24 protein-coding genes and 2 pseudogenes are annotated in these 24,955 nt (G+C 69.7%); 15 read left to right on the forward strand and 11 right to left on the reverse strand.

All coding sequences use genetic code 11. The features are described 5' to 3' along the window. Positions 1–9 precede the first annotated feature (9 nt). The 3 genes from ACIQV3_RS12390 to ACIQV3_RS12400 all read left to right on the forward strand — a co-directional run bounded on the left by ACIQV3_RS12390 (position 10) and on the right by ACIQV3_RS12400 (position 1,907). Positions 10–690, forward strand: coding sequence for a DUF1707 domain-containing protein (locus tag ACIQV3_RS12390; RefSeq protein WP_403712363.1), 681 nt, complete (start codon positions 10–12; stop codon positions 688–690). A gap of 69 nt (positions 691–759) precedes the next feature. After that, positions 760–1,359, forward strand: coding sequence for a TIGR03086 family metal-binding protein (locus ACIQV3_RS12395; protein ID WP_403712364.1), 600 nt, complete (start codon positions 760–762; stop codon positions 1,357–1,359). 173 nt (positions 1,360–1,532) lie between these two features. After that, positions 1,533–1,907, forward strand: coding sequence for a WhiB family transcriptional regulator (locus tag ACIQV3_RS12400; protein ID WP_403712365.1), 375 nt, complete (start codon positions 1,533–1,535; stop codon positions 1,905–1,907). Positions 1,908–2,009: 102 nt separating this feature from the next. Here the strand turns inward: ACIQV3_RS12400 and glpX are convergent, their stop codons facing one another. Beyond that, the gene (gene glpX / locus ACIQV3_RS12405) at positions 2,010–3,041 is read right to left on the reverse strand and encodes a class II fructose-bisphosphatase (protein ID WP_243335787.1); all 1,032 of its coding nucleotides are present in this window, start codon (positions 3,039–3,041) and stop codon (positions 2,010–2,012) included. Positions 3,042–3,252: 211 nt separating this feature from the next. Here glpX and ACIQV3_RS12410 point away from each other — a divergent pair, with 211 nt between their 5' ends. Continuing rightward, complete coding sequence (locus ACIQV3_RS12410) at positions 3,253–3,771, forward strand: DUF4245 domain-containing protein (protein WP_403712599.1); 519 nt, start codon at positions 3,253–3,255, stop codon at positions 3,769–3,771. A 133-nt stretch (positions 3,772–3,904) separates the two neighbouring features. Here the strand turns inward: ACIQV3_RS12410 and ACIQV3_RS12415 are convergent, their stop codons facing one another. The 4 genes from ACIQV3_RS12415 to ACIQV3_RS12430 all read right to left on the reverse strand — a co-directional run bounded on the left by ACIQV3_RS12415 (position 3,905) and on the right by ACIQV3_RS12430 (position 7,604). After that, complete coding sequence (locus tag ACIQV3_RS12415) at positions 3,905–4,495, reverse strand: malonic semialdehyde reductase (RefSeq protein ID WP_403712366.1); 591 nt, start codon at positions 4,493–4,495, stop codon at positions 3,905–3,907. 100 nt (positions 4,496–4,595) lie between these two features. Then, positions 4,596–4,841 carry an exodeoxyribonuclease VII small subunit gene (locus tag ACIQV3_RS12420; protein WP_403712367.1) on the reverse strand — a complete coding sequence of 82 codons (246 nt, stop codon included), beginning with the start codon at positions 4,839–4,841 and terminating at the stop codon, positions 4,596–4,598. A gap of 81 nt (positions 4,842–4,922) precedes the next feature. Next, positions 4,923–6,146, reverse strand: coding sequence for an exodeoxyribonuclease VII large subunit (xseA, locus tag ACIQV3_RS12425; protein WP_403712368.1), 1,224 nt, complete (start codon positions 6,144–6,146; stop codon positions 4,923–4,925). 9 nt (positions 6,147–6,155) lie between these two features. Next, positions 6,156–7,604: an APC family permease gene (locus ACIQV3_RS12430; protein WP_403712369.1), complete on the reverse strand. Its 1,449-nt coding sequence runs from the start codon at positions 7,602–7,604 to the stop codon at positions 6,156–6,158. 96 nt (positions 7,605–7,700) lie between these two features. Between ACIQV3_RS12430 and ACIQV3_RS12435 the strand changes: the two genes are divergently transcribed. Further along, positions 7,701–8,732, forward strand: a complete 1,032-nt coding sequence (locus ACIQV3_RS12435) for a 4-hydroxy-3-methylbut-2-enyl diphosphate reductase (RefSeq protein ID WP_403712370.1) — start codon at positions 7,701–7,703, stop codon at positions 8,730–8,732. 49 nt (positions 8,733–8,781) lie between these two features. Next, on the forward strand, positions 8,782–9,528 hold the full coding sequence (gene ppgK, locus ACIQV3_RS12440; RefSeq protein WP_403712371.1) for a polyphosphate--glucose phosphotransferase: 747 nt from the start codon (positions 8,782–8,784) through the stop codon (positions 9,526–9,528). Positions 9,529–9,635: 107 nt separating this feature from the next. Here the strand turns inward: ppgK and ACIQV3_RS12445 are convergent, their stop codons facing one another. Next, positions 9,636–10,139, reverse strand: a complete 504-nt coding sequence (locus ACIQV3_RS12445; protein WP_403712373.1) for a DUF6542 domain-containing protein — start codon at positions 10,137–10,139, stop codon at positions 9,636–9,638. A 134-nt stretch (positions 10,140–10,273) separates the two neighbouring features. Here ACIQV3_RS12445 and ychF point away from each other — a divergent pair, with 134 nt between their 5' ends. Next, complete coding sequence (gene ychF, locus ACIQV3_RS12450) at positions 10,274–11,362, forward strand: redox-regulated ATPase YchF (protein WP_403712374.1); 1,089 nt, start codon at positions 10,274–10,276, stop codon at positions 11,360–11,362. A gap of 112 nt (positions 11,363–11,474) precedes the next feature. Here ychF and ACIQV3_RS12455 read toward each other — a convergent pair whose 3' ends face one another. Next, positions 11,475–12,056, reverse strand: coding sequence for a Uma2 family endonuclease (locus ACIQV3_RS12455; RefSeq protein WP_403712375.1), 582 nt, complete (start codon positions 12,054–12,056; stop codon positions 11,475–11,477). 351 nt (positions 12,057–12,407) lie between these two features. Here ACIQV3_RS12455 and ACIQV3_RS12460 point away from each other — a divergent pair, with 351 nt between their 5' ends. From ACIQV3_RS12460 to ACIQV3_RS12470, 3 genes are all read left to right on the forward strand, one after another. Further along, positions 12,408–12,584 carry a hypothetical protein gene (locus ACIQV3_RS12460; RefSeq protein ID WP_403712376.1) on the forward strand — a complete coding sequence of 59 codons (177 nt, stop codon included), beginning with the start codon at positions 12,408–12,410 and terminating at the stop codon, positions 12,582–12,584. Positions 12,585–12,719: 135 nt separating this feature from the next. Continuing rightward, positions 12,720–13,268 (forward strand): ArsR family transcriptional regulator, encoded by a 549-nt coding sequence (locus ACIQV3_RS12465; protein WP_403712377.1) that lies wholly within the window; start codon positions 12,720–12,722, stop codon positions 13,266–13,268. Further along, the gene (locus ACIQV3_RS12470) at positions 13,265–13,732 is read left to right on the forward strand and encodes a hypothetical protein (RefSeq protein ID WP_403712378.1); all 468 of its coding nucleotides are present in this window, start codon (positions 13,265–13,267) and stop codon (positions 13,730–13,732) included. Before ACIQV3_RS12465 ends, ACIQV3_RS12470 begins: the two co-directional genes overlap by 4 nt. Positions 13,733–13,981: 249 nt before the next feature. Here the strand turns inward: ACIQV3_RS12470 and ACIQV3_RS12475 are convergent. The 3 genes and pseudogenes from ACIQV3_RS12475 to ACIQV3_RS12485 all read right to left on the reverse strand — a co-directional run bounded on the left by ACIQV3_RS12475 (position 13,982) and on the right by ACIQV3_RS12485 (position 14,842). Beyond that, a pseudogene (locus ACIQV3_RS12475) lies at positions 13,982–14,244 on the reverse strand (type II toxin-antitoxin system RelE/ParE family toxin). Then, a pseudogene (locus tag ACIQV3_RS12480) lies at positions 14,237–14,440 on the reverse strand (type II toxin-antitoxin system prevent-host-death family antitoxin); the annotation flags it as partial. The pseudogenes ACIQV3_RS12480 and ACIQV3_RS12475, both read right to left, overlap by 8 nt. Before the next feature lie 210 nt (positions 14,441–14,650). Further along, positions 14,651–14,842, reverse strand: coding sequence for a hypothetical protein (locus ACIQV3_RS12485; RefSeq protein ID WP_403712379.1), 192 nt, complete (start codon positions 14,840–14,842; stop codon positions 14,651–14,653). 231 nt (positions 14,843–15,073) lie between these two features. Here ACIQV3_RS12485 and ACIQV3_RS12490 point away from each other — a divergent pair, with 231 nt between their 5' ends. The 5 genes from ACIQV3_RS12490 to ACIQV3_RS12510 all read left to right on the forward strand — a co-directional run bounded on the left by ACIQV3_RS12490 (position 15,074) and on the right by ACIQV3_RS12510 (position 23,562). After that, the gene (locus tag ACIQV3_RS12490) at positions 15,074–15,748 is read left to right on the forward strand and encodes a restriction endonuclease subunit S (protein ID WP_403712380.1); all 675 of its coding nucleotides are present in this window, start codon (positions 15,074–15,076) and stop codon (positions 15,746–15,748) included. 97 nt (positions 15,749–15,845) lie between these two features. Continuing rightward, a complete protein-coding gene (locus ACIQV3_RS12495) occupies positions 15,846–18,302 on the forward strand; it encodes an N-6 DNA methylase (RefSeq protein ID WP_403712381.1) in 2,457 nt (818 codons plus the stop codon). Beyond that, on the forward strand, positions 18,295–19,437 hold the full coding sequence (locus ACIQV3_RS12500) for a restriction endonuclease subunit S (protein ID WP_403712382.1): 1,143 nt from the start codon (positions 18,295–18,297) through the stop codon (positions 19,435–19,437). The genes ACIQV3_RS12495 and ACIQV3_RS12500 overlap by 8 nt, the downstream gene beginning before the upstream one ends. Before the next feature lie 26 nt (positions 19,438–19,463). Continuing rightward, positions 19,464–22,808 carry a type I restriction endonuclease subunit R gene (locus ACIQV3_RS12505; RefSeq protein WP_403712383.1) on the forward strand — a complete coding sequence of 1,115 codons (3,345 nt, stop codon included), beginning with the start codon at positions 19,464–19,466 and terminating at the stop codon, positions 22,806–22,808. A 49-nt stretch (positions 22,809–22,857) separates the two neighbouring features. After that, a complete protein-coding gene (locus tag ACIQV3_RS12510; RefSeq protein WP_403712384.1) occupies positions 22,858–23,562 on the forward strand; it encodes a M48 family metallopeptidase in 705 nt (234 codons plus the stop codon). 488 nt (positions 23,563–24,050) lie between these two features. On the opposite strand, the gene ACIQV3_RS12515 is transcribed toward ACIQV3_RS12510, so the two are convergent. Further along, positions 24,051–24,905: a hypothetical protein gene (locus ACIQV3_RS12515; RefSeq protein ID WP_403712385.1), complete on the reverse strand. Its 855-nt coding sequence runs from the start codon at positions 24,903–24,905 to the stop codon at positions 24,051–24,053. Positions 24,906–24,955: the final 50 nt, after the last annotated feature.

The raw sequence follows: 24,955 nt of genomic DNA on the forward strand, positions 1-24,955 counted from the left end.
CTGGGGCCCGTGGACCTGGAAAAGCAGCCCTCATCCGCGCCGGCCCCCGCGCCGGCCCCCGCGCACGCCCCCGGGCTGCGCGCCTCCGACGCGGACCGGGACCGGATCGCGCAGATCCTCGCCGACGCCGTCGCCGAAGGGCGGCTGACCGCCGAGGAGCACTCCGAGCGGCTCGACTCGCTGTACGCGGTGAAGACGGTCGACGAGCTGGACGTGCTCGTACGGGACCTGCCCGCGCCCGGCGCCGGCAGTCGGCAGGAGCCCGCGTACGCGGGGGCGCCGGCGGGCGCGCCCGTCGAGACGGTCGTCGCCGTGTGCAGCAGCTCCTCCCGCAAGGGCCGCTGGCGGCCGGGCGCGCACACCCGCGCGGTCTCCGTCATGGGCGACATCAGCATCGACCTGACCCAGGCGGTCTTCGAGCAGCAGGTCACCGAGATCAGCGTGACCAGCATCCTCGGCAACGTCGAGATCGTGGTCCCGGAGAACGTCACCCTGCGCGGCTACGGCAGCGGGGTCCTCGGCAACTTCGAAGTGTGGGGCGAGGGGCGCGGCGAGACCGACCCGCAGGCCCCGGTCGTGATCGTCCGCGGCTTCGCCCTGCTGGGCAACATCGAGGCCCGCCCCAAGCTCGGCGCCCGCCTGGTGGACCTGGCGAACCGGCTCCGAAAGGGCTGGGAAGGCACCCGGTAAGGCCGACACTCCGACAACTGCCGCTGAAATAAGCCCCTTTGGGTGGTGGGTGATCGTAGGGTCGCGCTCATGACCGCATCCACATGGGACCTGCTCGACCAGGCGCACGGGGCGCTGCGCTCCGTCGTGGCCGCCCTACCGGCCGGCGCCCTCGGCGCACCGACGCCCTGCGACCAGTGGAATGTCGGCCAAGTGCTCCAGCACGCGGCCGGCGACCAGCTCGCCTACGCGGGCCGCCTCACCGGCGGGCCGGGACCGGACGAGGACCCCTTCGCGCCCACCGGCGCCCTGACGGGCAGTCCCGCCGAGCTGCTGGAGCCCGCCCTCGCCGCCGCCGCGGAGGCCTTCGCCGGGGTGCTGCCCGGCACCGCCGAGGTGGCCGTGCCGCTGCCCCCGTTCACCCTCCCCGCCGAGACCGCGGTCGCCGCGGCCGCCCTCGACGCCGCCGTCCACGCCTGGGACCTCGCCGTCGCCACCGGCCAGGCTTCCCCGCTCACCCCCGCCCTCGCGGCGGCCCTGAGCCCGGCCGCCCGGGCGCTCGCCGAGCCGCTGCGCGGGTTCGCGTACGCCCCGGCGCTCCTGCCCGCGCCCGATCCGGACGCGGATCCGGCCGGTGCGCTGCTCGCCTTCCTGGGCCGCCGACCCGACTGGACGCCGTCCGCCGCGTGACGTCCGGGTGACGGGGGCGGGGCCGGGCGGGGGCGCGAGGGGCCTACCCGGGCGGGATCACCTTTCGGTCGAACCGGCCGGATCGACGGCACGCGGTGCATAGGGGCGCGCACAGCGGGTAGGGACAGGTGCGTCGCCTCTCTCGCTCGCGTATACGTCGTCAGGAGTAGACCGTGCCGCATCCGCCGCGCCAGTCCCTGCAGGTAGCCGCCGTCCAGAGTCTTGAGGGGCGCCCGGCGGCGGTCGTCCCGAAGCCCCGGGTGCCGGCCAGGGAAGAGGACGGCCCATGGCACGCTGACGCGGTGTGCCGGCGCGACGAGGCCGGGCTGTTCTTCGCCCCCTCCAAGGAGCCGACCGCCGCCCGGCTGTCCCGTGAGGACGCCGCCAAGCGGGTCTGCGCCCGCTGCCCCGTCATGGTCGCCTGCCGGGAGCACGCACTGATCCAGCCCGAGCCCTACGGGGTCTGGGGCGGGCTGACGGCCGCCGAGCGCCGGGTGGTGCTGGCCCGCCGGCGGCGCCGGGCGGGGGAACTGCGCGAAGCCTCGTAGGGCCCGCGCTCCGTCGGCCCGCAGCGTCGTAGGCATACGGAAGGGGCGCCCCCGCCGCACGCGGGAGCGCCCCTTCCGTGATGCCGTGCCGTCGCCCGTGGCCTACTTGGCGCGGTCGAAGTCGATCGCGCTGTACGCGCGGAGCTTCGAGAGGCGGTGCGTCGAGTCGATCTGCCGGATCGTGCCCGACTTCGAGCGCATGACCAGCGAGGAGGTCGTCGCGGTCTCCGAGCGGTAGTGGACGCCGCGCAGCAGCTCGCCGTCCGTGATGCCGGTGGCGACGAAGAACACGTTGTCGCCGGAGACCAGGTCGTCCGTGAACAGGACGCGGTCCAGGTCGTGGCCGGCGTCGATCGCCTTCTGGCGCTCGGCCTCGTCCTTGGGCCACAGCTTGCCCTGGATGGTGCCGCCCATGCACTTGATCGCGCAGGCCGAGATGATGCCCTCGGGCGTGCCGCCGATGCCGAGCAGCAGATCGATGCCGCTGTCCTCCGTGACGGCCAGGACCGACCCGGCGACGTCGCCGTCGGAGATGAACTTGATGCGCGCGCCGGTCTCGCGGATCTCCTTGACGATGCCCTCGTGACGGGGACGGTCGAGGATGATCACCGTGACGTCCTCCACGGCCATGTTCTTGGCCTTGGCGACGCGGCGGATGTTGACGGAGACCGGGGCGTTGATGTCGACGAAGTCGGCGGCCTCGGGACCGGTGACCAGCTTCTCCATGTAGAACACCGCGGACGGGTCGAACATGGTGCCGCGGTCGGCGGCGGCCAGAACGGCGATCGCGTTCGGCATGCCCTTGGCGTTCAGGGTGGTGCCGTCGATGGGGTCCACCGCGATGTCGACCTCGGCACCGGTGCCGTCGCCGACCCGCTCGCCGTTGAACAGCATCGGGGCTTCGTCCTTCTCGCCCTCGCCGATGACGACGACGCCGTTCATCGAGACGGTGGAGATCAGGGTCCGCATCGCGTTGACGGCAGCGCCGTCGGCGCCGAGCTTGTCGCCGCGTCCGACCCAGCGGCCCGCGGCCATGGCGGCGGCCTCGGTGACCCGTACGAGTTCCAGGGCGAGGTTGCGGTCGGGTGCCTCCGGAGAGACTTCGAGCTGGGGCGGCAGGTTGTGCTCGGTCATCGGAGCGCACCTTTCTGTACGGCGACGGCCGGGAGTGAGGGTCCCTGGACTCTATCGGTACGTCGACATATTGAGCAGACCGGGTCACGTATGAGCGCCATATCGGTCAGTCGATTGTCCTGAGCGGACATCTTGCGCCGCGCGCGGCGCGCCTTGCGGACCCCGGCGGTGATCGCCCGGAGCCATGCGGGACCATGGGGGGGTGGCAGGTATGAAGGGCAAGCAGACGGTCGTGGACATGGTCCGGTCGCTGGCGGTGATCGGGCTCGTGGTCGGGGGGATCTATTTGGTCATCCCGCATGACGAGAAGGCCGACCCGACGAAGGTGGTCGACTACCGCGTCGAAAGCCTCACGGCCCGGCGCGCGGCGCCGTACCCCGTGGCGGTGCCCGTCGGGCTGCCGCCGGAGTGGCGGGCGACCTCGGTCAGCTATGCGCGCAAGGACGCCGCCGCCTGGCACCTGGGCTTCCTGGACCCGGCGCAGCAGTACGTGGCGGTGGAGCAGTCCGCGGACGTCTCCGACAGGTACATCGGGAAGGTCACCCGCAGGGCTACGGCCACCGGGGAGACCCAGCAGGTCGGCGACCAGGTCTGGGAGCGCTGGGACGGCGAGAAGTACGACGCCCTCGTACGGCAGGAGCAGGGCTACGTCACGGTGGTGACCGGGACGGCCTCCTTCGAGCAGCTCGGCGCGATGGCCGCGGCGCTGGAGTTCAAGCAGGGTTCGTAGCGCTTCGGGGCACGGCGCACGGCAGGCTTCGGGGTGCGGCAGGCTTCGGGGTGCGGCAGGACATGAGGAAGGCCGCGCTCCCCGGGATTCCGGGGGGCGCGGCCTTCCTCGTTCACTGCCTGCGGGGCTGGGCTCAGACGGTCGTGATGACCTGGTCGAGCTCCAGGCGCGGGGAGCGCGGGAACCAGGCGTCCTCGCCCGGCTTGCCGATGTTGACGACCATCAGCGGGGTGTGGTCGCCGTCCAGGAACTCCTTCTGGAGGCCGGCGAAGTCCAGGCCGGTCATCGGGCCGGCGGCCAGGCCGGCGGCGCGGACGCCGATGATGAAGTACGCGGCCTGCAGCGAGGCGTTGACCAGCGCGGACTGCTCGCGGACCGGGCGCTCGGAGAAGAAGGCGTCCTTGGCCTGCGGGAAGTGGGGGAGCAGCTGCGGGAGCTCCTCGTGGAACTCGTTGTCCGCGGACAGGATCGCGACCAGCGGGGCGGTGGCGGTCTTGGCCTGGTTGCCCTCGGCCATGTGCTTCACGAGGCGCTCGCGGGCCTCGGGGGAGCGGACCAGGGTGATGCGCAGCGGCGTCTGGTTGAAGGCGGTCGGGCCGAACTTCACCAGGTCGTAGATCGCCTGGACCTGCTCCTCGGTCACCGGCTCGTCGGAGAAGGTGTTGGCGGTGCGGGCCTCACGGAAGAGGAGGTCCTGAGCGGCGGCGTCGAGAACGAGAGACATCGGAAAGCCTTCTTCTGTGCGGGACTGCTGGAGCGATGTCCGAAACACTACGGCGGAGATAGGTGAAAATTCAACTAAATCTGCCCGCGGGTGAGGGGGATCACTCCTGGCCGGCCCCGCCCGACCCGCCGGACCCCTCCGCCGCCTCGCGCGCCGCCAGCGCCGAGTCCAGCCGGGCGCGGGCCCCCTCCAGCCAGTGGCGGCACACCTTCGCGAGCTCCTCGCCGCGCTCCCAGAGTGCGAGGGAGTCCTCCAGCGAGGTGCCGCCGGCCTCCAGCTTGCGGACGACCTCGATCAGCTCGTCCCGGGCCTGCTCGTACCCGAGCGACGTATCGGTTTCGGCCATTCCCGCTCCCACCTTAACTGTGTAGTACAACGAAATATGTTGCGGCAGAGTGAAGTGCCCTGCCGGTACCGCCCGTACCGCCTACGAGGGCTCCTCGGCGGCGGTGACCCGCACCGGGAACTCCCCCTCCGCCACCCGCGCCCGCAGTACGTCGCCCTCCGCCACGTCCCCGGGCGAGCGCACCACGTGCCCGTCGGCCCGCTGGAGCACCGCGTACCCGCGCTCCAGGGTGGCCGCCGGGGACAGCGCCACCACCCGGGCGAGCGTGTGCGCCAGCTCCGAATCGGCCCGGTCCAGCAGGTGCCCCAGGGTCCGGCGGCCGCGCGCCAGCAGCGCGTCCACCTCCGCCTCCCGGGTCTCCACCATCCGCTGGGGATGGACGAAGACGGGCCGCGCGAGCGCGTGGGTGAGCCCCCGCTCCTCCCGGTCGAGCAGCCCGCGCACCGCGCGCAGCCCCCGGCCCTGCAGCTGGCGCACCCGCTCCAGCTCCTCGCCGACGTCCGGGACCACCTTCTTCGCGGCGTCCGTGGGCGTGGAGGCCCGCAGGTCCGCGACCAGGTCCAGCAGCGGGGAGTCCGGCTCGTGCCCGATCGCCGAGACCACGGGCGTACGGGCCGCCGCGACGGTCCGTACGACCTCCTCGTCGGAGAAGGGCAGCAGGTCCTCCACGCTGCCGCCGCCGCGGGCCACGATGATCACGTCGACCTCGGGCATGGAGTCCAGCTCCTTGACCGCCTGGATCACCTGGGGCACCGCGTGCACCCCCTGGACGGCGACGTTGCGGACCTCGAAACGGACCGCCGGCCACCTGCGGCGGGCGTTCTCCAATACGTCGCGCTCGGCCGCCGAGGCCCGTCCCACGACCAGCCCGATCAGCTGCGGCAAGAACGGCAGCGGCTTCTTGCGGTCCAGCGCGAAGAGCCCCTCGGAGGCCAGTGAGCGCTTGAGCCGCTCCAGCCGGGCGAGCAGCTCGCCGATGCCCACGGGCCGTATCTCGGTGGCCCGCAGGGACAGCTGCCCGCGCGGGGCGTACCACTCGGGCTTGGCGAGCACGACGACGCGCGCGCCCTCCGTCACGGAGTCCGCGACCTCGTCGAAGACCTGCCGGAAGCAGGTCACGCTCAGGGAGATGTCGTGCGAGGGATCGCGCAGCGTCAGGAAGACCACCCCCGCTCCCGGCCGCCGCGAGAGCTGCGTGATCTGCCCTTCCACCCACACCTGGCCGAGGCGGTCGATCCAGCCCCCGATGAGCCGGGACACCTGACCGACCGGCAGCGGCGCGTCAGCCGACGAATTCAGAGCCATGCACGCAGGCTAACCGCCGGCACCGACACCGGCGCCGGGCCGGGAGCCCTTGTCCTCGCCGCGCCGCCCGCGCTGGGCCACCAGGATGCCCAGGCCCACCAGCAGCCACACCGCCCCCACCAGTTGCGCGGTCCACGAGGCCTCGACGATCACCGCCAGGGTCACGGCGGCGCCGAGGACCGGGATCACCAGGTGCTTGAACCAGTTCGGGGCCCCCTCGCGGCGCTTGACCACGAACCAGCCGACCACCGAGGCGTGCAGCAGCGTGAACGCCACGAGCGCCCCGACGTCCACCACCGAGACCAGGTGGTCCAGCCCGTCGTCGCGCCGGGCCGCCCACACGGCCGCGATCAGCGTGACCGTCGCGGCCACCAGCAGGGCCGGGCGCGGGGTCCCGTGGGAGGTGCGGGCGAGCGCGCGGGGCAGCCGCCCCTCGCGGGCCATCGCGAAGAGCAGCCGGCCCGCCGCGGCCTGCCCGGCCAGGGCGGCGAAGGCGGCCCCGATGGCCTTGCTGATGGCGACCAGGTCGTGCAGCCACATCCCCACGGAGGCCTCGACCGTCGTGTAGAAGGCCGAGCCCTGCTTCCCCGGATCGGCGGCCAGCTCGGCCGCCGAGAGGGGGCTGAGGAGGGCCGCCAGATAGGTCTGGGCGATGAACAGCACCCCGGTCAGCGCCAGACAGAACAGCACCGCCCGCGCCACCTTCGCGCTGCCGCCCGTCACCTCTTCGGCGAAGGAGGCGATGGCGTCGAAGCCCAGGTAGGACAGGACCGCCACCGAGACCGCGCCGAGCACGGCGGCCATGGAGAACCCGCCGAGCGAGCCGTCGCCGGTGAAGGGGGAGAGCCAGTCGCGGTGGGCCGCGCCCTGGACCAGTACGGTCACGGCCGAGACCAGGAACACCAGCAGGACCGCGATCTCCATGGCCAGCACGGCGAAGCCCACGCGCGCGGCGGCCCGTACGCCCCACAGGTTCAGCAGGGTGGTCACGACCACCGCCAGGGCCGTCCACACCCACCGGGAGACCTCCGGGACCAGGGCGTTCATGGCGATCCCGGAGAACAGGTACGCGACCGCCGGGATCAGCAGGTAGTCGAGCATCGCCATCCAGCCGGCGATCAGCCCGGGACCCTCGCCGAGGCCCTTGCGGGCGTACGTGAAGACGGAGCCGGCCTGCGGGGCCACGCGCACCATCTGCGCGTAGGAGAAGGCGGTGAAGGCCATCGCGATCGTCGCGAAGAGGTAGACGAGGGCGACGGCCCCGTGCGACTTGGCGTCGAGGGTGCCGAAGACCCCGACCGGGGCCATGGGGGCGATGAAGAGCAGCCCGTAGACCACCAGGTCCCGGAATCCGAGACTGCGGCGGAGCGAGGTGCCGGGCGCGGCGGAGGGGCCGCCGGGCGGGCCGGCCGGGCCGGACGCGCCGGGCGGCGTGCTGGGATCCGTCGCGGACGCCATCTTTCCTCCGGGGGTGGGGCCGGTGTGGATGTTCGACCCAGTTTGTGCCGAACGGGGGACCCCAGGCCTGCTGGACACCCCCGTACGATGGAGCCCATGACTGCTGACGCCCCCGCTCCCGCATCCCGCCGCGTTCTGCTCGCCGCCCCGCGCGGCTATTGCGCGGGCGTGGACCGAGCCGTGATCGCCGTCGAGAAGGCTCTCGAACAGTACGGCGCACCGGTCTACGTGCGGCACGAGATCGTGCACAACAAGTACGTCGTGAAGACCCTGGAGAACAAGGGCGCCATCTTCGTGGAGCGGACCGAGGAGGTCCCCGAGGGCTCCATCGTGATGTTCTCCGCGCACGGCGTGGCCCCGGTGGTGCACGAGGAGGCGGCCCGCGGCAAGCTCGCGACGATCGACGCCACCTGCCCGCTGGTCACCAAGGTGCACAAGGAAGCGATCCGCTACGCGAACGAGGACTTCGACATCCTCCTCATCGGCCACGAGGGCCACGAGGAGGTCATCGGCACCTCCGGCGAGGCCCCGGACCACATCACCATCGTGGACGGCCCGCACGACGTGGAGAAGGTCACCGTCCGCGACGAGTCGAAGGTCGTCTGGCTGTCGCAGACCACCCTCTCCGTCGACGAGACGATGGAGACCGTCGACGCCCTGAAGACCAAGTTCCCGCTGCTCGTCTCGCCGCCCAGCGACGACATCTGCTACGCCACCTCTAACCGCCAGGAGGCGGTCAAGGTGATGGGCAAGGACTGCGACCTGGTCATCGTCGTCGGCTCCAAGAACTCCTCGAACTCCATCCGGCTGGTCGAGGTCGCCCTCGACGCCGGCGCGAAGGCCTCGTACCTCGTGGACTTCGCGAGCGAGATCGACGAGGCCTGGCTCGAAGGCGTCACCACCGTCGGTCTGACCTCGGGCGCCTCGGTGCCGGAGGTGCTCGTCGACGAGGTGCTGGAATGGCTGGCCGCGCGCGGGTACGGCGACGTGGAGATCGTCAAGACGGCCGAGGAGTCCATCGTGTTCTCCCTGCCCAAGGAACTGCGCCGCGACCTGCGCGCGGAGGCGGCGGAGCTCGTGGCGGCGCCGGGCGCGGGGTCGGGCGCCGGGGCGGGCGTACAGAAGTAGGCATCACCCCGGCAGGGCGCTCCGGCGGGACTTTTCGTACGGTGAGTCCATGGAGATCTTCGGCGTGGACATCGGCGGTTCCGGGATCAAGGGCGCTCCCGTGGACCTGAACCGTGGCGACCTGGCGCAGGAGCGCCACAAGGTACTGACACCGCAGCCGGCCACCCCCGACGGGGTGGCCGGCTGCGTCGTCGAGGTGGTGCGTCACTTCGACTGGGACGGCCCGGTGGGGGTGACCTTCCCCGGGGTGGTCACGGGCGGGGTGACCCGGTCGGCGGCCAACATGGACAAGGCCTGGGTCGGTGTGGACACGGCGGCGCTGCTCTCCTCGAAGCTCGACGGCCGTGCGGTGACGGTCCTGAACGACGCGGACGCGGCCGGAGTCGCGGAGATGGCCTACGGGGCGGGGCGCGGGGTCGACGGCACCGTCATCCTGCTCACGCTGGGCACCGGGATCGGCAGTGCGCTGTTCACGGACGGGCGGCTGGTGCCCAACACCGAACTGGGCCACCTGGAGCTGAAGGGCCACGACGCCGAGACGCGGGCCTCGGTGAGGGCGAAGGAGGACGGGGACCTGACCTGGGAGCGCTGGGCGCACCGGGTGGGGAAGTACCTGGCGCACGTGGAGATGCTGTTCTCCCCGGACCTGTTCATCATCGGCGGGGGCGTGAGCCGCAAGCCGGAGAAGTTCCTGCCGCTGATCGAGGGCGTCCGGGCCCGGATCGTACCGGCGGAGCTGCAGAACAACGCGGGCATCGTGGGCGCGGCGATGGCGGCGCGCTCGGCGGCGGAGTAGCCCGGCGGGGGAGCGGCTCGGCGGGCGGAGCGGCTCGGCGGGGGAGCGGCTCGGCGGGGGAGCGGCCGTACGACCGGGCTCAGGCGACCCGGCTCAGGCGACCCCGCTCAGGCGACGCGGCGGGGCATCCGGCGGCGGCCGATGAGGACGGCCTTGCGCACCACCGTGATCAGCGCGGCCACGAGCGTGCCGGCGTACAGCCAGCCGGCGTGCAGGGACAGAGCGGACACCAGACCCATCACCTCCCCGGCGAAGCCGCCGGAGCCGCCCGACACGGGCCACACTCCGGCGGCGAAGGCGATCGGGGCGGTGATGGGCGCGGTGATCAGGTCGGCGGGCCGCACCCACAGGGCGGTGGCGGCCGCGACGGGCAGGAAGAGCAGGCCGTAGACGAACAGCGAGGCGTCGAACAGCAGCCAGTCGAGGCCGCCGATCAGGAACATCGCGGCGCAGGCGAAGAGGCCGCCGCCGAGCCCGGTCAGCCGGGGCCGCGGCAGCCTGCGCACGGCGGCGGGCGCTCGCTGGGGGGCCCGCTCGGCGGTCCGCTCGGCGGTCCGCTCCGCAGACCGCTCCGCCGGGTGACGTACCGCACGCGCCTCGTATCGCTCCACCCCCCAAAACTAGGCGGGGAGCCCGCCGATCGCGTGCCCGGACACGCGTACATCGGGGCCCCCTCATCGGAAAGTAAACTGCTCCTTGGCCCACTCCGGGCCGCCGCCCCCTCCAGCTACGGGAAGTCGCCAACGTGTCGCTCACGATCGGAATCGTCGGCCTGCCGAATGTCGGCAAGTCGACCCTGTTCAACGCCCTGACCAAGAACGACGTGCTGGCGGCCAACTACCCGTTCGCCACGATCGAGCCGAACGTCGGCGTCGTCGGCGTTCCGGACGCCCGCCTCGGCGTCCTGGCCGGCATCTTCGGTTCCGCCAAGCTCCTCCCGGCGACGGTCGACTTCGTCGACATCGCCGGCATCGTCCGAGGTGCGTCGGAGGGCGAGGGCCTCGGCAACAAGTTCCTCGCGAACATCCGCGAGTCGGACGCGATCTGCCAGGTCATCCGCGCCTTCAAGGACGAGAACGTCGTCCACGTCGACGGCAAGGTCTCGCCGAAGGACGACATCGAGACCATCAACACCGAGCTGATCCTCGCGGACCTCCAGTCCATCGAGAAGGCGGTGCCGCGCCTGACGAAGGAGTCCCGCCTCCAGAAGGAGAAGGTCGCGGTCCTGGCGGCCGTCGAGAAGGCCGTGAAGATCCTCGAAGCGGGCGACACCCTCTTCTCGCACGGCATCATGAAGGGCACGGAGCAGGGCGACCTCCTCCACGAGCTGCACCTCCTCACGGTCAAGCCGTTCCTCTACGTCTTCAACGTGGACGAGGACGAGCTGACGGACGACGCCTTCAAGGCGGAGCAGAGCGCGCTGGTCGCCCCCGCCGAGGCGATCTTCCTGAACGCCAAGCTGGAGGCCGAGCTCATCGAGCTCGAAGACGACGAGTCCCTGGAGCTCCTCCAGTCGGTTGGCCAAGAGGAGCCCGGCATGGCCACCCTCGGCCGCGTCGGCTTCGCCACCCTGGGCCTGCAGACCTACCTGACGGCCGGCCCGAAGGAAACCCGCGCCTGGACCATCAAGAAGGGCGCCACCGCCCCCGAGGCCGCCGGCGTGATCCACACGGACTTCCAGCGCGGCTTCATCAAGGCGGAGATCATCTCCTTCGAGGACCTGGTCGCCTGCGGCTCGGTCGCCGAGGCCCGCTCCAAGGGCAAGGCCCGCATGGAGGGCAAGGACTACGTCATGCAGGACGGCGACGTGGTGGAGTTCCGTTTCAACGTGTAGTCGCTTCGTTACTGCATATTGCCTAGTTTCGTCAAATGGGCAGGTCAGAAGGGGTCGGACTCTGGCGAGTCCGACCCCTTCTGCATTCCCGTGCTGACTTGGTGCTGACTTTTCAGCTTCTTCGGGGCGGTGTGAGCTTGTCGAGGTCCAGGCTGACCTCGAAGGGCACGGGGCGCTGGAGGGTGCCCCGGAAGATCCCGGCGGGCGCATATGCGCCGGTGGGTTCGTCGAGCTCGTAGACGTGGACGACGGGTGCCCCGTCTTCGTCCTCGACGCACCAGTAGTGCGGGATGCCGGCCTCCGCGTACTTGCGGAGCTTTACTGTGCGATCGCGATGGGCGGACTCGGGGGAGACGACTTCGATGACGAGCTGGACGTCCTCTGGTGCGAACCAGGTGCGGTCACCGTCGAAGTCGGCCGTCGTCACCAGCAGGTCCGGTTCGGGACGGTTGCGCGGGTCGAGCTTGATGGTCATCTCGCGGCCGACTCTGGTGTCGGCGGGCACCTGCTCCATGAGTGCGACCGTGAGCATCGTGACGAGGTGGCCATGCCACCACCTCTGGGGCGACATCATAAAGACGAGGGCTCCGTCGATCAGCTCGGTGTGGCGGGGCGCCTCGGGGAGGCGGTCGAGGTCCTCCGCGAACCAGCCTTCCGCGCGCGGCGGGCGCATCCAGTCGGGCAGTGCGGTCATGGCTTCACGGTAGCGGCCTGAAGCTCAGGCTGGGGAGCCAGCGATCTCAGCCGGATGATTTTCGGCAACTTCCACGCTGTAACCAGCCATCTGCCTAGCATCCGGTCATGAGCGACTCAGTGGTTCAGATCGCCACGGTGGTCCCGTGGCGGCTCTCGTCTTCTTCTCCGCGACGGCCGCGTTTTGGGCTCTCGTCTACAACCGGCGTCAGGCGAGGGCGGTTGCCCAGGCCAACGCCCCCACGGAGAAGGCCCAACGGGAGCAGGCGGAACCGTACGTCATCGTCGACATCAGTCGACATCAGGCCGGCGCATCGCGACCCTTCCTCCCCAGCGCCGCATCCTCTTCGTCATGGATGTGGGCCATCAGCTGTTCTCCTCGGAGCTGCCCAAGGTCTACGAGTTCCGGGTGGAGGAGAACCCGGAACACGAGGCGGACATCGAAGACGCTGGCTCCGTGGCAGGTCAGAAGGGGTCCAACTCTGGCGAGTTCGACCCCTTCTGCATTCCCGTGCTGACTTGGTGCTGACCTGGGGGGCCTCGCGGTAGGTGCCCGTGGGCATTCGGTGAGCAGTCGGGTGCAGATTGTTACTTTCGTTGGACGCTTGATATCCTGCGTCCAATGAAAGTGTCGCCGAGTCTGCTCCCCATCCTCCGGTCTCGTATGCAAGGCGAGCTCCTCGCGCTGGTGCTCCTGCACCCGGACCGCGAGTACAGCATCACTGAGCTCGCGGCCGAGGTCGGCGTGACGCCCACTGCTGTCCTGCGGGAGGTTGACCGGCTGGCCGGCGGCGGCATCCTGGCCGATCGGCGAGTGGGGCGCAGTCGCCTCGTCAAGGCTCGTACGGATACTCCGCTGTACCGTCCGCTGAGCGAGCTCATGTCCGTCTCCTTCGGCCCCGTGCCCGTGCTCACCGATGCACTCGCCGGACTCGAAGGCGTGGAGCGCGCCTATATCTATGGCTCGTGGGCCGCTCGGTACAACGGTGAGCCGGGGCTTCCGCCTGCTGACGTGGATGTCCTCGTTGTGGGTGCCCCCGATGCCGACGCGCTCTTCGACCTGGCCGAGGAGGCGTCACGGCGCTTGCGTCGTGAGGTCAACATTCATCGGGTCTCCGTCGAGGCGTGGGAGGCCCCCACGGACGATCCGTTCCTCATCAGCGTTCGCGAACGTCCGCTGGTGCAGCTGAACCTTGACTTGGAGCCGCAATGACGCGCTGGAATCAAGGGCGGTCGACGGTTGACGCGCTCATCGCCAGTGGCGGACTTGAGCGAGTCCCCGCTTCTCAGGAGGCCGCCGAAGCGGAACTGGTCCGGGCGCGTACGCATGTCGGCTCCGCGCGGCAGTTGGCGGCCACGGACCCGGAGGGTGCGTACACACTGGCCTATGACGCCGCACGCAGAGCGCTGGCCGCGGTATTGCAGAACCAGGGGCTGCGTGCGACCAGTCGTGGTGGCCATACCGTCATCTACGAGGCTGTGCGGGCGCAGCTCGACCCGCCGCTCGGGTCCATGCTGCGCCCCTTCAATCGCATGCGCGCCCGGCGCAACGAAGTCGAGTACCGGTCGTCGGAGGCCCCCGCTGTGACGCCGGAGGAGGTTGTGGGCGACTTGGCGAAGGTGGAGGCGCTCATCGAGCTCGCGGAGAAGGCGATCCCGAACATGCCGCGTTACTGAAGCTCTGATCCGCCGGCTCGGTCGCGGGGCGGGAGTGTCGACCTTGTTTTCCCGTGCTGATTATGTGCTGACTTGAGCCTCGCAGAACCGCGTTTCCGCAGGTGGAGAGCTGTCGTGTGCGTTCCGCTTCAACGTGTAGCCGTTTCGTTACCGCACGTTAGGCGGTTTCGTTAAACATGCAGGTCAGAAGGGGTTGGACTCCGGCGAGTCCGACCCCTTCGTCGTCACCGTGCGTGTGGTCAGTGGCCATCAGGTCTCGTAAACGGTGGACCGGTGTCCGATGTGAACGATCCAGATAACCAGTTCCCCGTTGTCGATCGTGTAGACGACGCGGTAGTCGCCGACGCGGAGGCGGCGACGTCGGGCTGGGAGACGAGGGCCGTGGTGTTGCACCCGAGGGGGTCGGTCTCCAGCTCGTTCAGCTTGGCCAGGATGCGCAGCGCCATGTCGCGGGGGATCTTCTGGAGCTCGGCCTGAGCCTCGGGGCGGAAGACGGTTCGGTACTCACTCACCGCGTGCCAGCGTCTCCCTCATGACGTCCTCGATCGGGATGCCTGGGGCAGGGTTGGCCATGCGCTCGTCGATGATCCGGTTGATCTCGCGCTCTTCCCATTCCTGGTACTTACGCAGCACCTCGATGGACACCACGGCGGCGACTTCCTTGCCTCGGCGCGTGATCACCGTGGGTACGTCGTCGCGGTCCTGGCGTGGGCCACCTCAGGCATCCCGCTTCGACGTGTAGGTCCCGCACGGGGCCGGCCGCCCGGAACCCCGGAAAGGGATTCCGGGCTGGCCGGCTGTCGTGTCGTTTCGTATGCTGCCAAGCTGGTGCGGGCGTCCCGCCGCCGGTTGCGACGGGACTCCCGTGGAGTGGCTGTCAGCCCCCTCGGCCGCCAAACCGTTTTCGGGGGCTGGCGGTCACAGCCAGTTGCGCAGCCAGATCGAGAGGCGACCGATGTGGTAGGCGGCGGAGCTGAGGGCCGCGATCGCGGAGGCGATCAGGCGGATCTTGCGCCAGCGCGCCCCCTTCGGGTCCTTCGGCTCGTCCGGGCCCTCCGCCTCGGCCGGCTTCTTCGGGTCGTCCGGGTCGCTCTTGTCCGTGGTGCGCACGTCTATCGTCCCTTTCTTCAACGGGGTTGGCCCCAGTCCGGAGGGTCGCTCGTGGCGGCTCCGGGGCAGGACGGGGCACCGCTGGTGGGGGCTCTGCGCCGATGTTAGAATCCCCCCCAAGGCGCTACGGACTCTAGTCTTGCCTTGATATGAAATTCAACCCCACCCTCCTGGGTAGCTAGATACACGACAGGTTCTTCTGGGAGGTGGCGGGAGAGGAGGGGAGGTGCGGTGACCCGGATTCAGCGGCTCGGGGACCTGAGCGAGGTCAGGCCGAGCCCTTCGAGCGACCAGTTCGCGGGGCTCGGCGAAGGGCTGGGGGGTACTCCGGTGATCTCCCCGGGGGACCTCGTCGGCGGGAGGGTCGCGGAGCGGTCCCTCCTGCGCGGCCTGGAAACGGTGCCGAACACCTTGGAGCGGTTCAGGGTGCTGCCGGGGGACCTGGTCATGGTCCGCCAGGGAGCCGTCGGGCGCATCGCGCTGGTGGAGGAGCGTTCGCGCGGCTGGCTCTACCACTCCGCGTGCGTGCGCATCCGGCCGCTCCGCGAGCAGGTCGACCCCGACTACCTCGTCGCCTACCTGGCACACCCGAAGGTGGTGGACCAGCTCCTCGCGCACGCCAACGTGGGAACCGTGACCACGGTGACCGCGCGCATGGTCGAGGATCTGCCGGTGGCCGTTCCGCCGCTGGCCGAGCAGCGACTGCTGGCCGGGGCGCTGGCCGAGGTGGACGCCCAGATGGAGACCCATCGCCGATCGCTCGCCCGGCTGGCGGCCCTGCGTCCGGCGCTGATCACCCACCTTCTCGGTGGGGAGGTCCCCGGCGAGCGTCTGCCGATACCCGCTGTCGCGCCGGAAACGGCACGGCGTACGGCGCGGGGGCCGCGCCCGAGAAGACTGTCGTAGGCCGCTTCTATCCTTGGGGCCGGGAGGCCCGACCCCCGACGCACACAACACCGCCGTGCAAGACGCGAGGTGGCTCGAAGAATTTAGGAGAACGCTTGTGGCTCAGCTCACGTTGCCGCAGCTCGAGAGGCACCTCTACGCCGCGGCGGACATTCTGCGCGGCAAGATGGATGCCGCCCAGTACCAGGACTACATCTTCGGGATGCTGTTCCTGAAGCGGGCCTCGGACCAGTTCGACGTGGCGCGAGAGACTGCCGTCCAGCGATTCGTGGAACGGGGCCTGGAGCGGTCCGTGGCCGAGCTGCAGGCCGAGTCCCCCTCGGCCTATCACTCGCACCAGTTCTTCGTCCCCGAGGTCTCGCGCTGGAATACGATCAAGGAAGCGTCGCGCTCCGATCCGGCCGAGGCGCTGAACGTGGCCCTGGGCGGTCTGGAAACCGAGAACCGGTCGCTGGACGGTGTGCTCGGCTACATCGATTTCAAGCGCGGATCGGGCAACACCAAGCTGAGCAAGCCCGTCCTTCAGGCGTTGATCGACCACTTCGACCAGTACCGGCTGAGCAACGAGGACTTCGAGTTCCCGGACCTGCTCGGCTACGCGTACGAGTACCTGATCGGTGAGTTCGCCGACGAAGGCGGCAAGAAGGGCGGGCAGTTCTACACGCCCCGCTCCGTGATCCGCATGATGAACCAGCTCGTCCAGCCCCGTGAGGGCATGTCGGTCTACGACCCCTGCTGCGGCTCGGGCGGCATGCTCATCCTCGCCAAGGAGTTCGTGCAGGAGCACGGCGGGAACGCCGCCCATGTCTCCGTCTTCGGACAGGAGGACAACGGCAGCGCCTGGGCCATGGCCCGCATGAACCTGCTCATGCACGAGGTCGCCGACGGCGACATCCGGCACGGCGACACCCTGGCCGACCCCAAGCACGCTTCACCCAGCGGCGAGTTGACGCGCTTCGACCGCATCCTCACCAACCCGCCCTTCGCGCAGAACTACCGCCGCAAGGACATGCAGCACCAAGAGCGGATGGAGTACGGCTGGTGCCCCGAGTCGGGCAAGAAGGCCGACTTGATGTTCATCCAGCACGTGCTGGCCGTCCTCAAGGCCGACGGCGTCGCGGCCTCCGTCATGCCGCACGGCGTCCTCTTCCGCGGCGGCGCCGAACAGGACATCCGGCAAAAGATCATCGAGGACCGGCGGCTGGAGGCCGTCATCGGGGTCGGGGCCAATGTCTTCTACGGCACCGGCATCCCGGCCTGCATCCTCATCCTCCGCGGACGCGACGGCGCCCCCGAAGGCCGCCGGGACGGTGTCCTGTTCATCAACGCGGACCGCGAGGTCACCGCCGGCCGCGCCCAGAACCTCCTCGAAGCCCAGCACGCCGAGAAGATCGTTTCCGCCTACCGCAGCTGGCAGAACATCGAGAACTTCGCGCGCGTCGTGCCCTTCCAGGAGCTGGAGGAGAACGACTACAACCTCAACATCCGCCGGTACGTCGACAACACCCCGTCCCCCGAGCCGCAGGACGTCCGCGCGCACCTGTACGGCGGCGTCCCCAAGAGGGAAGTCCGTGACCGTGCGCTCCAGTTCCGAGCCTTCGGCATCGACCCCGGCAGCCAGCTCTTCGTCGAACGGGACGAGGACTACTACGACTTCCCCGAAGCGGGCCACGAGGCCGTCGCCGACCGCATCCCGGAGCTCGCCGCCGCACGGGAGGCCGAACTCGGCGCCGCCTTCGACACCTGGTGGGAGGAGCACCGCGGCCGGCTCGACGAGCTTCCCAAGCACCAGCAGCTCGCCGACACCCGTGCCGAGCTCCTCGACACCTTCACCCGGGCCCTGGATCCGCTGAAGGTCCTGGACGAGCACCAGCTCGCCGGCACCGTGGCCGCCTGGTGGTTCGACTCCCGCAACGACCTGCGCAGCCTCGCCCTCACCGGCTTCCCCGGCGTCATCGACCGATGGGTCACCAGCATCGAATCCGCGTTCGCCGAACCTCCGGAGAGCGCTGACACCAAGACCAGGGCCCGCATCCGCGCCGCCCAGCGCAAGGCTCGCGAACACCGCCTCGTACCCGAACTGATCCCCGCGTACGTGGAGCGGCTGGACACCGCGGAGGCGCTCGTCGAGGAACTCGAGGCCGAGGTCAAGGACGGCTCGGCGCCGAAGGCGGCCAAGGGCGCCGACGGGGACGACGAGGAAGAGCCCGACCTGACGGGAGTGCTGTCGCCCAAGGAACTCGCCGCGCTGAGGAAGCAGCTCATTGCCGCCAGGAAGGACCTCGCGGTACTCAAGGCCCGCTTCCTCACCGAGCTGCGCGAAGCCGCCGACAGGCTGAGCCCGGGCCAGGCCCAGCACATCGTCCTCGGCTTCCTGAAGGCCGACCTCCGTGCCCGCATGGACCGGTTCGTCGCCGCCGACCGGCGCGCCATGACCGACGCCTACCGCAACTGGGGCGACAAGTACGCCGTCACGCTGCAGGACCTGGAACGCGAACGAGAGGCGTCGGCGGAGCGGCTGCGCGGGTACCTGGAGGAGCTGGGCTATGCGTGAGGTCCAGTTGGGTGACGTCGTGTCCCGTGTGGCCACCCGCAACAGCGTCGGCAACGAGAACGTGCTGACCATCTCCGCCGTGCACGGTTTGGTGAATCAGAGGGAGTTCTTCAACCGTCGCATCGCGAGCGCGGACGTCTCCCAGTACTACCTCCTGGAGCGGGGAGACTTCGCCTACAACAAGAGCTACTCGGACGGGTGGCCCGTAGGCGTGGTGCGCCAGCTCGAGCGCTACGAGTCGGGCGTGGTATCACCCCTGTACATTTGTTTTCGGCCCCACCGCGAAAAAGTGTCCCCGGAATTCCTGCAGCATTATTTCGATTCGGGCGTCCTCGACGATGCCATCCGGGACATCGCGAAGGAGGGCGTCAGGAACCACGGGCTGCTCAATGTCCGCGTTCCCGATTTCTTCTCGCTCAAAATGATCCTGCCGTCGCCCGAAGAGCAGCGGAACATCGCCGAGATCCTCGACGAAGTGGACGAGCAGCTGGCCGGATTGCGCAGCGTGCGGGCGAAGGCGGCGCATTGGCTTCAAGGTGTGCGGCGCCGTCTCATCTCCGAGCAGGGCGACGGTGAGCTCGTCGAGATCGGCCGGCTGGGTCAGGTAGTCACCGGGAGGACGCCGGACGCCGGCCCTCGCCTGGGGCAAGGGGACGGAGTCCCTTTCGTCACGCCGAGCGAGATCGTCGATGGTGAGTCGGTTCTGGACTCCGCCAGGGAAGCGCGACGCGGAGACTTCAATGTGGTGGAGATTCCGAGCGGCTCGACCCTCGTGGTGTGCATCGGTTTCGGTACGGGGAAAGTGGGCCTGCTGGGCCACAGCGCATGTGTGAATCAGCAGATCAATGCCGTCATTCCCGGGGAAGGAGTGGACCCCCACTTCCTTTTCCACGCCATCTGTGAAGCGTCGGCCAAGATCAAGGTCGCATCCAGCCTGCAGGTGACCCCGATCGTCAACAAGTCGACGTTCTCGCAGATCCAGGTGATGGCGCCCCCCTCGCTGCCCAGGCAGCAGGAGATCTCCCGGGTGCTGCTCCAGGCGAGCCTTTACCTGGATCAAGTCGATGCCAACATCGAGAAGGTGAAACACCTCAAGCGCGCGCTCATGGATGGATTGCTGGCCGGGACCGGCTGAAATCACCCGTTCGAGAGGAATGACTGATGGCCGAGTCCGGCCCGGAGTACCTGTTCGTCGAGAATCCGTTGATCGCACAGTTGACCAGTGGCGACATGGGGTGGCGGCACGTGCGCGGGGCGACCGGCGTCGAGTTCCAGGCACCGGGCATGCCTGCGTACGTCCGGAGCGGCTATGACGCGCCCGTGCTCGAGGGGATCCTGCGGGCGAAGCTCGTGGAGCTGAACCGGCGCCCGGACGGTGGCCCGTGGGTGGACGAGGCGCGTGCGGACCAGGCCGTGTCGGCGCTGACGCGGGGCGCCGTGGCGGCCGGCGGGGGGCTGGTGGCGGCGAACGAGGGCGCCACCCGGCACCTGCTCGACGGTGTGGACGTTCCGGGGTTCGACGACTGGGACGGAGGCCGGAACCGGACGGTGCGGTTCATCGACTGGCGGTCTCCGGAGCGGAACGATTTCCTGGTCGTCTCCCAGTTCCGCATGACGATCCCCGGCAGTGGTGGGGAGACGATCGCACCGGATCTCGTGCTGTTCGTGAACGGCATCCCCCTGGCCGTCGTCGAGTGCAAGAAGCCCACCGCGCTGGGCGGCAACCTCTTCGACGCGGTGGAGCAGCTCCAGCGTTACGCGAACCGGCGGGACTCGGCCGTCCCGGAAGGCAGCGAACGGCTCTTCCGTACGGTGCAGTTGACGGTGGCCACGACCGGGGACCGGGCGCGGCTGGGCACGTTCACCGCGCGGCGGCAGGACTACGTGGTGTGGCGCGACCCGTATCCGCTCAAGGCGCAGGACGTCGCCGCCCGGAGCCACGTTCCCGAGGACCGGGACGCGGCGGCGCAGAAGGTGCTGGCCGCCGGCGTGCTGCATCCGCATCGGCTGCTGGACATCGTGCGGAACTTCGTACTGTTCCGCGATGTCGAAGTCGCCGAGGGGCGTACGGCCCGGGTGAAGATCGGGCCGCGGTATCAGCAGTACCGGGCGGTCGCCAAGGCCGTCGCGCGGTTGCGGGGCGGTGAGACCAAGGCCGTGCACGGCAAGGAGGACAAGCGGGGCGGGATCGTCTGGCACACCCAGGGTTCGGGCAAGTCGCTCACGATGGTGTTCCTGGTGCGCAAGCTGCGTTCCACGCCGGGCCTGGAGCACCTGAAGGTGGTCGTGGTCACCGACCGCAAGCAGCTCCAGCAGCAGCTGTCGGACACGGCCGCCCTGACCGGGGAGAAGCCGGACACGATCACTCGGGCCGATCAGGTGCCGGTGGTGCTCGCCCGGCACGGAGCCGGCCTGGTCTTCGTGATGATCCAGAAACAGCAGGACGGCGAGAAGACCCGTGCCGAGCGTGCCGCGTCGGCGGCGAAGAAGCAGGTCGCCGGGTGGGGCCCGGTCAATGCCGACGAGGGCATCGTGATCCTCGTCGACGAGGCGCACCGCTCGCACAGCTCCGGCCTGCACGACAACCTGACGGAGTCGCTGCCGAACGCCGCTCGCATCGGCTTCACCGGCACGCCGATCCTGATGAACCGGCGGAAGCTGACCGAGACGACCTTCGGCGAGTTCATCGACAAGTACCGGATCGCCGACGCCGAGGAGGACGGCGCGATCGTTCCGATCTACTACGAGGGCCACATCGCCAGGGGCGCGGTCGAAGACGGTGCCGCGCTGGACGAGTCGATGGAGGAGGAGTTCGAGCAGCTCACCGACGAAGAGTACGAACAGCTCCAGAAGCGGTACGCGACCTCCACCACGGTCCTCAACTCGGACGACATGATCCGGCGCAAGGCCCGCCACATGCTGCGCCACTACGTGCAGAGCGTGCTGCCCGAAGGATTCAAGGCGCAGGTCGTCGCTTACTCCCGTGGCATCGCCGTGGGCTACCGCAAGGAGCTTCAGGACGCGCGGGACGAGCTCGTGGCCGAGGTCGAGGCCTTGTCCGAGGAGCGGGTTCGCCGGCTGCTGGCCAAGAAGCCCGAGGAACTCAAGGCGAAGCAGAAGACGTTGGTGGCCGCGTACGAGAACCTGCGCCTGCTCAAGGCGATCGATTTCGTGCCCGTCATCTCCGAGGGGCAGAACGATCACAAGGACTGGAAGGAGTGGACGAAGGAATCAACGCACAAAAGGGCCGAAAAGTCCTTCCTCAGCCCCTTCCCCGACCCTGATCAGCTGGATGGAGCGCGTCGCCCCGTCGCGTTCCTCATTGTGCGGACCATGCTGCTGACCGGATTCGACGCCCCGATCGAGCAGGTCATGTACCTGGACCGGCGGATGAAGGAGGCCGAACTCCTCCAGGCGGTTGCCCGGGTCAACCGCACCGCTGACGGCAAGAGTGCCGGGCTCGTCGTGGACTACGCCGGAGTCGCCACGGCCCTCAAGGAGGCCATGGACCAGTACGCCGCCGACGAGCGCGAGGGCAAGCCCATCGACTTCGAGGTCGAGGAGCACATACTGCGGACCCGGTGCACGGCTCTGCGCCAGCACTTCGATCTCCCCCGCGCCCTCACCGACCCCGACGACATCGCGGCCGTCAACGCCTTGGTGGACTCGCTGGAGGACGACCAGCGCCGCATCGCCTTCCGCGCCCTCCTGCGGGACTTCCTGGAGACCTACACCGTCGTCACTCCGCGGGAATCGGCCCGCCCCTATGCCGAGGCCGTGCGGCTGTTCACCTTCGTCGCCCAGCTGGCCCGTCAGCGCTTCAGCGAAGCCGACGCCTTCGACCCGGCGGCCTATGGCAAGAAGGTCCAGCAGCTCATCAATCACCACGTCCGCTCCCTCGGGGTGGACAAGATGATCGAACCCACCAGGCTGACCTCCGAGGACTTCGAGACCAAGGTCCGGCAGCTTCCCGGCAGCCGCACGAAGGCGTCCATGATGCGGCACGCCCTTCGCAACCACATCGACCTGAGCTTCGGCAAGAACCCGGCCGCCTATGCCGCACTGCGCAAGCGGGTGGAAGAGATCCTCAAGAAGCACGCCGTCGACTGGGACGCCCAACTGGCCGCGTTCCAGCTCCTCGCCCGGGAAGTGAAGGACATGGAGGGCGGCGCCGGCTCGGACCTGCCCGAGGGCGTGCGCGATCTCACCCCGCTGGAACAGGCCCTCTACCAGCAGCTGAGCAGTGTGCTGACCGATGGTGTGATCGGTGACGAGATACGAGGCGCCTTCGTCCCCTTCGCCCGCACCGTGCACGACTTGGCGGTCCGCTACAGCGCTAAACCCGACTTCTGGACCAACCCCGCGGCTCAGCACGACTTCCGTACCGACATCTGGATGGAGGCCGTGGCCTGCCCCCACACCCGCGAGAAGGCCGACTCTCTTGCCGACGCGCTCCGCGACATCGTCCAGCACAACCGCAAGGACGTCGGCCGCCATCGCGCCTGAAGCGCTCGGAAGAGCCGCCGAGAACGACAGCCCGCTGTACGTCGGCGGGTTGACCGTCCATGTGGTCCCCACCGCGGGGCGTACGGGCGTCCGCGTCACGGTCGAGCGCGACGCCCGCGTCGTTGCCCAGGTGCCCGCGGACGCCGACCGCGACGCGCTTGCCGCCCTGATCCGTACGCGACTTCCCTGGCTCTACACCAAGGTCAACGCCCGCCGGGCCGAGGCCGCCGAACGCCCCGAGCGGCGCTTCATCGACGGCGAGGGCTTCTGGTACCTCGGGCGCAGCCACCGCCTCGAACTCGGCGGCGACCCCGCAGCCGCCCCCGTCGCGTTGAAGGGCGGCCGTCTCCACTTGCGCCGCGACCACCGTGACACCGCCGAGCGCGATCTCGCAGCTTGGTACACCACCCGGGGCCGGGCCTGGCTTCCCGCCCGCATGGCCCCGTGGGCCCTGCGCATGGACACTCCGGCGCAGGGCCTGAACGTCCGCCCGCTCGGCTACCGTTGGGGATCTTGCTCCCCCGGTGGCACGGTCAACATCCACTGGGCCGCCATGCAGTTGCCCGTTCGCCTGATCGACTACGTCCTCGTTCACGAGCTCGCTCACCTCCACCATCCCCATCACACCCCCGAGTTCTGGCGCACCATCGGCCGCTCGCTGACCGACCACGAGCACCTGCGTGCCGAACTCGATGACTGGGGCGCGGGAATCTGGCTGCCGGAGGCGGACGGGCCGCTTCGCCGAGGCGCGTGATCGCCGTGGTGTGCGTCGCCCCCTCGCCGGCGCTCACCCGGACCGAGCCGTCGTCACCCGTACGGCCAAGTCGCCACGGCCTGCGCGAAGAAGCCACCTCGGCGGTGTCCGAGGGGGGACCTGGGTACACCACCGCACACGGGACGCAGGTCCCGTGCACGCCGGACCGGAGCCGAGAAGAATCGGTGCATCACCACGGCAGCGAGCCGTGCGCAAAGGGGAACGGGACGATCGTGAACAAGCTGAACATCCGCACCGGTGTCCGAGCCGTCGGCGGGGGGCTGTCCGTCCTCGGGCTGGCCGTGGCGGGGCCTCACCCCGCGCGAGCGCGAGGTCCTCTCCCTCATGGCCGAGGGCTGTCGGAGGCGGACAACCGCAGGGTGCTGGCGGTGCTCGCCTATCTCGAGTGAGGCGGCGGGCGCCCGCCGCCGCAGCGAACGGGAAGGGGCCGGACTCCACGGAGGAGTCCGGCCCCTTCCCGGGTCCGGTCAGGACCGGGACCAGCGCTTGGTGAGGACGGTGATCGCCTCGGTGACATCGTCGACGCGGTCGCTATCGGTCCTCATCGCCCGTGCGAGCTCAATATGGATAAAACGGAGCTTTTCCTCGGCCGCCACCAAGCCCTGCTCGTTCGACGCGCCGGCCAGTTTGCATTTACGGACGTAGGCCCGGCAGACCTCCAGGCCCTCACCGTTCAGCGCCGTCGACAGGGCCTTGGCCTCGGACACCGCCCGGTCCCCGGCCCCCGTCGAGACCACGGCGTCGAATTCGGGGAAGGACTCGTTGGCGAACCCGTGCAGCTGCACCCCCGGCAGGCCGCGCTCCATCAGTTCCTCGACGACCTGGTGGAACACCGAATCCGTGCGGTGCGCCACATCGGCGGAGTCCCCCTTCCCGGCCGTCCGGTGGGCGCCGGCCAGCACCATCACCCCGCCGGGAGCCCCGCGCAGCACCCGGGCGCCGAGCCGCTCGGTCTCCTGGTCGGCGATCGGGTGCGGAACCTGCACGCTCCAGCTGGGCCGGGCGTCCAGGTCCACGTACACCCGGCCCCAACCCCGGCTCGCGGGGCCCGAACCGCCCGCCGCGTCGGCGACCTCGGCGAAGTGCCGGCCGCTCACCGAGTCCGTGAACGACTGCACGGTGAAATCGACCTCGGCCAGCCTTCTGTGGGCCCCCTCCTGGTCGCCGTCCAGGAGGCGGGCGACACCCTGGGTGACCGTCCGGCGCTCGTCCGCCGTGGGGACCCGGTAGCCCCCGCGCTCGCCGAATGACTGGGTGAATCCCGTAATCCGCTTTTCCAGATCGACCTCGGGTCCCGCCGAGGGGCGTGAATTCACCTGCATTTCGCCTGATGGTTGCCCCGATGACAGCGTGAAATACGCCACAATCGCGG

Origin of the sequence: Streptomyces sp. NPDC099050, assembly GCF_044759865.1 — a bacterium.
Classification (GTDB): Bacteria; Actinomycetota; Actinomycetes; order Streptomycetales; family Streptomycetaceae; genus Streptomyces.

Excerpts from the sequence above, each read along its gene's own strand:
- ACIQV3_RS12395 (WP_403712364.1), top strand. The coding sequence starts at position 760 with ATGACCGCATCCACATGGGACCTGCTCGACCAGGCGCACGGGGCGCTG.
- glpX (WP_243335787.1), bottom strand. The coding sequence starts at position 3,041 with ATGACCGAGCACAACCTGCCGCCCCAGCTCGAAGTCTCTCCGGAGGCA.
- ACIQV3_RS12410 (WP_403712599.1), top strand. The coding sequence starts at position 3,253 with ATGAAGGGCAAGCAGACGGTCGTGGACATGGTCCGGTCGCTGGCGGTG.
- ACIQV3_RS12415 (WP_403712366.1), bottom strand. The coding sequence starts at position 4,495 with ATGTCTCTCGTTCTCGACGCCGCCGCTCAGGACCTCCTCTTCCGTGAG.
- ACIQV3_RS12420 (WP_403712367.1), bottom strand. The coding sequence starts at position 4,841 with ATGGCCGAAACCGATACGTCGCTCGGGTACGAGCAGGCCCGGGACGAG.
- xseA (WP_403712368.1), bottom strand. The coding sequence starts at position 6,146 with ATGGCTCTGAATTCGTCGGCTGACGCGCCGCTGCCGGTCGGTCAGGTG.
- ACIQV3_RS12430 (WP_403712369.1), bottom strand. The coding sequence starts at position 7,604 with ATGGCGTCCGCGACGGATCCCAGCACGCCGCCCGGCGCGTCCGGCCCG.
- ACIQV3_RS12435 (WP_403712370.1), top strand. The coding sequence starts at position 7,701 with ATGACTGCTGACGCCCCCGCTCCCGCATCCCGCCGCGTTCTGCTCGCC.
- ppgK (WP_403712371.1), top strand. The coding sequence starts at position 8,782 with ATGGAGATCTTCGGCGTGGACATCGGCGGTTCCGGGATCAAGGGCGCT.
- ACIQV3_RS12455 (WP_403712375.1), bottom strand. The coding sequence starts at position 12,056 with ATGACCGCACTGCCCGACTGGATGCGCCCGCCGCGCGCGGAAGGCTGG.
- ACIQV3_RS12460 (WP_403712376.1), top strand. The coding sequence starts at position 12,408 with ATGGATGTGGGCCATCAGCTGTTCTCCTCGGAGCTGCCCAAGGTCTAC.
- ACIQV3_RS12465 (WP_403712377.1), top strand. The coding sequence starts at position 12,720 with ATGCAAGGCGAGCTCCTCGCGCTGGTGCTCCTGCACCCGGACCGCGAG.
- ACIQV3_RS12470 (WP_403712378.1), top strand. The coding sequence starts at position 13,265 with ATGACGCGCTGGAATCAAGGGCGGTCGACGGTTGACGCGCTCATCGCC.
- ACIQV3_RS12500 (WP_403712382.1), top strand. The coding sequence starts at position 18,295 with ATGCGTGAGGTCCAGTTGGGTGACGTCGTGTCCCGTGTGGCCACCCGC.
- ACIQV3_RS12505 (WP_403712383.1), top strand. The coding sequence starts at position 19,464 with ATGGCCGAGTCCGGCCCGGAGTACCTGTTCGTCGAGAATCCGTTGATC.
- ACIQV3_RS12515 (WP_403712385.1), bottom strand. The coding sequence starts at position 24,905 with ATGCAGGTGAATTCACGCCCCTCGGCGGGACCCGAGGTCGATCTGGAA.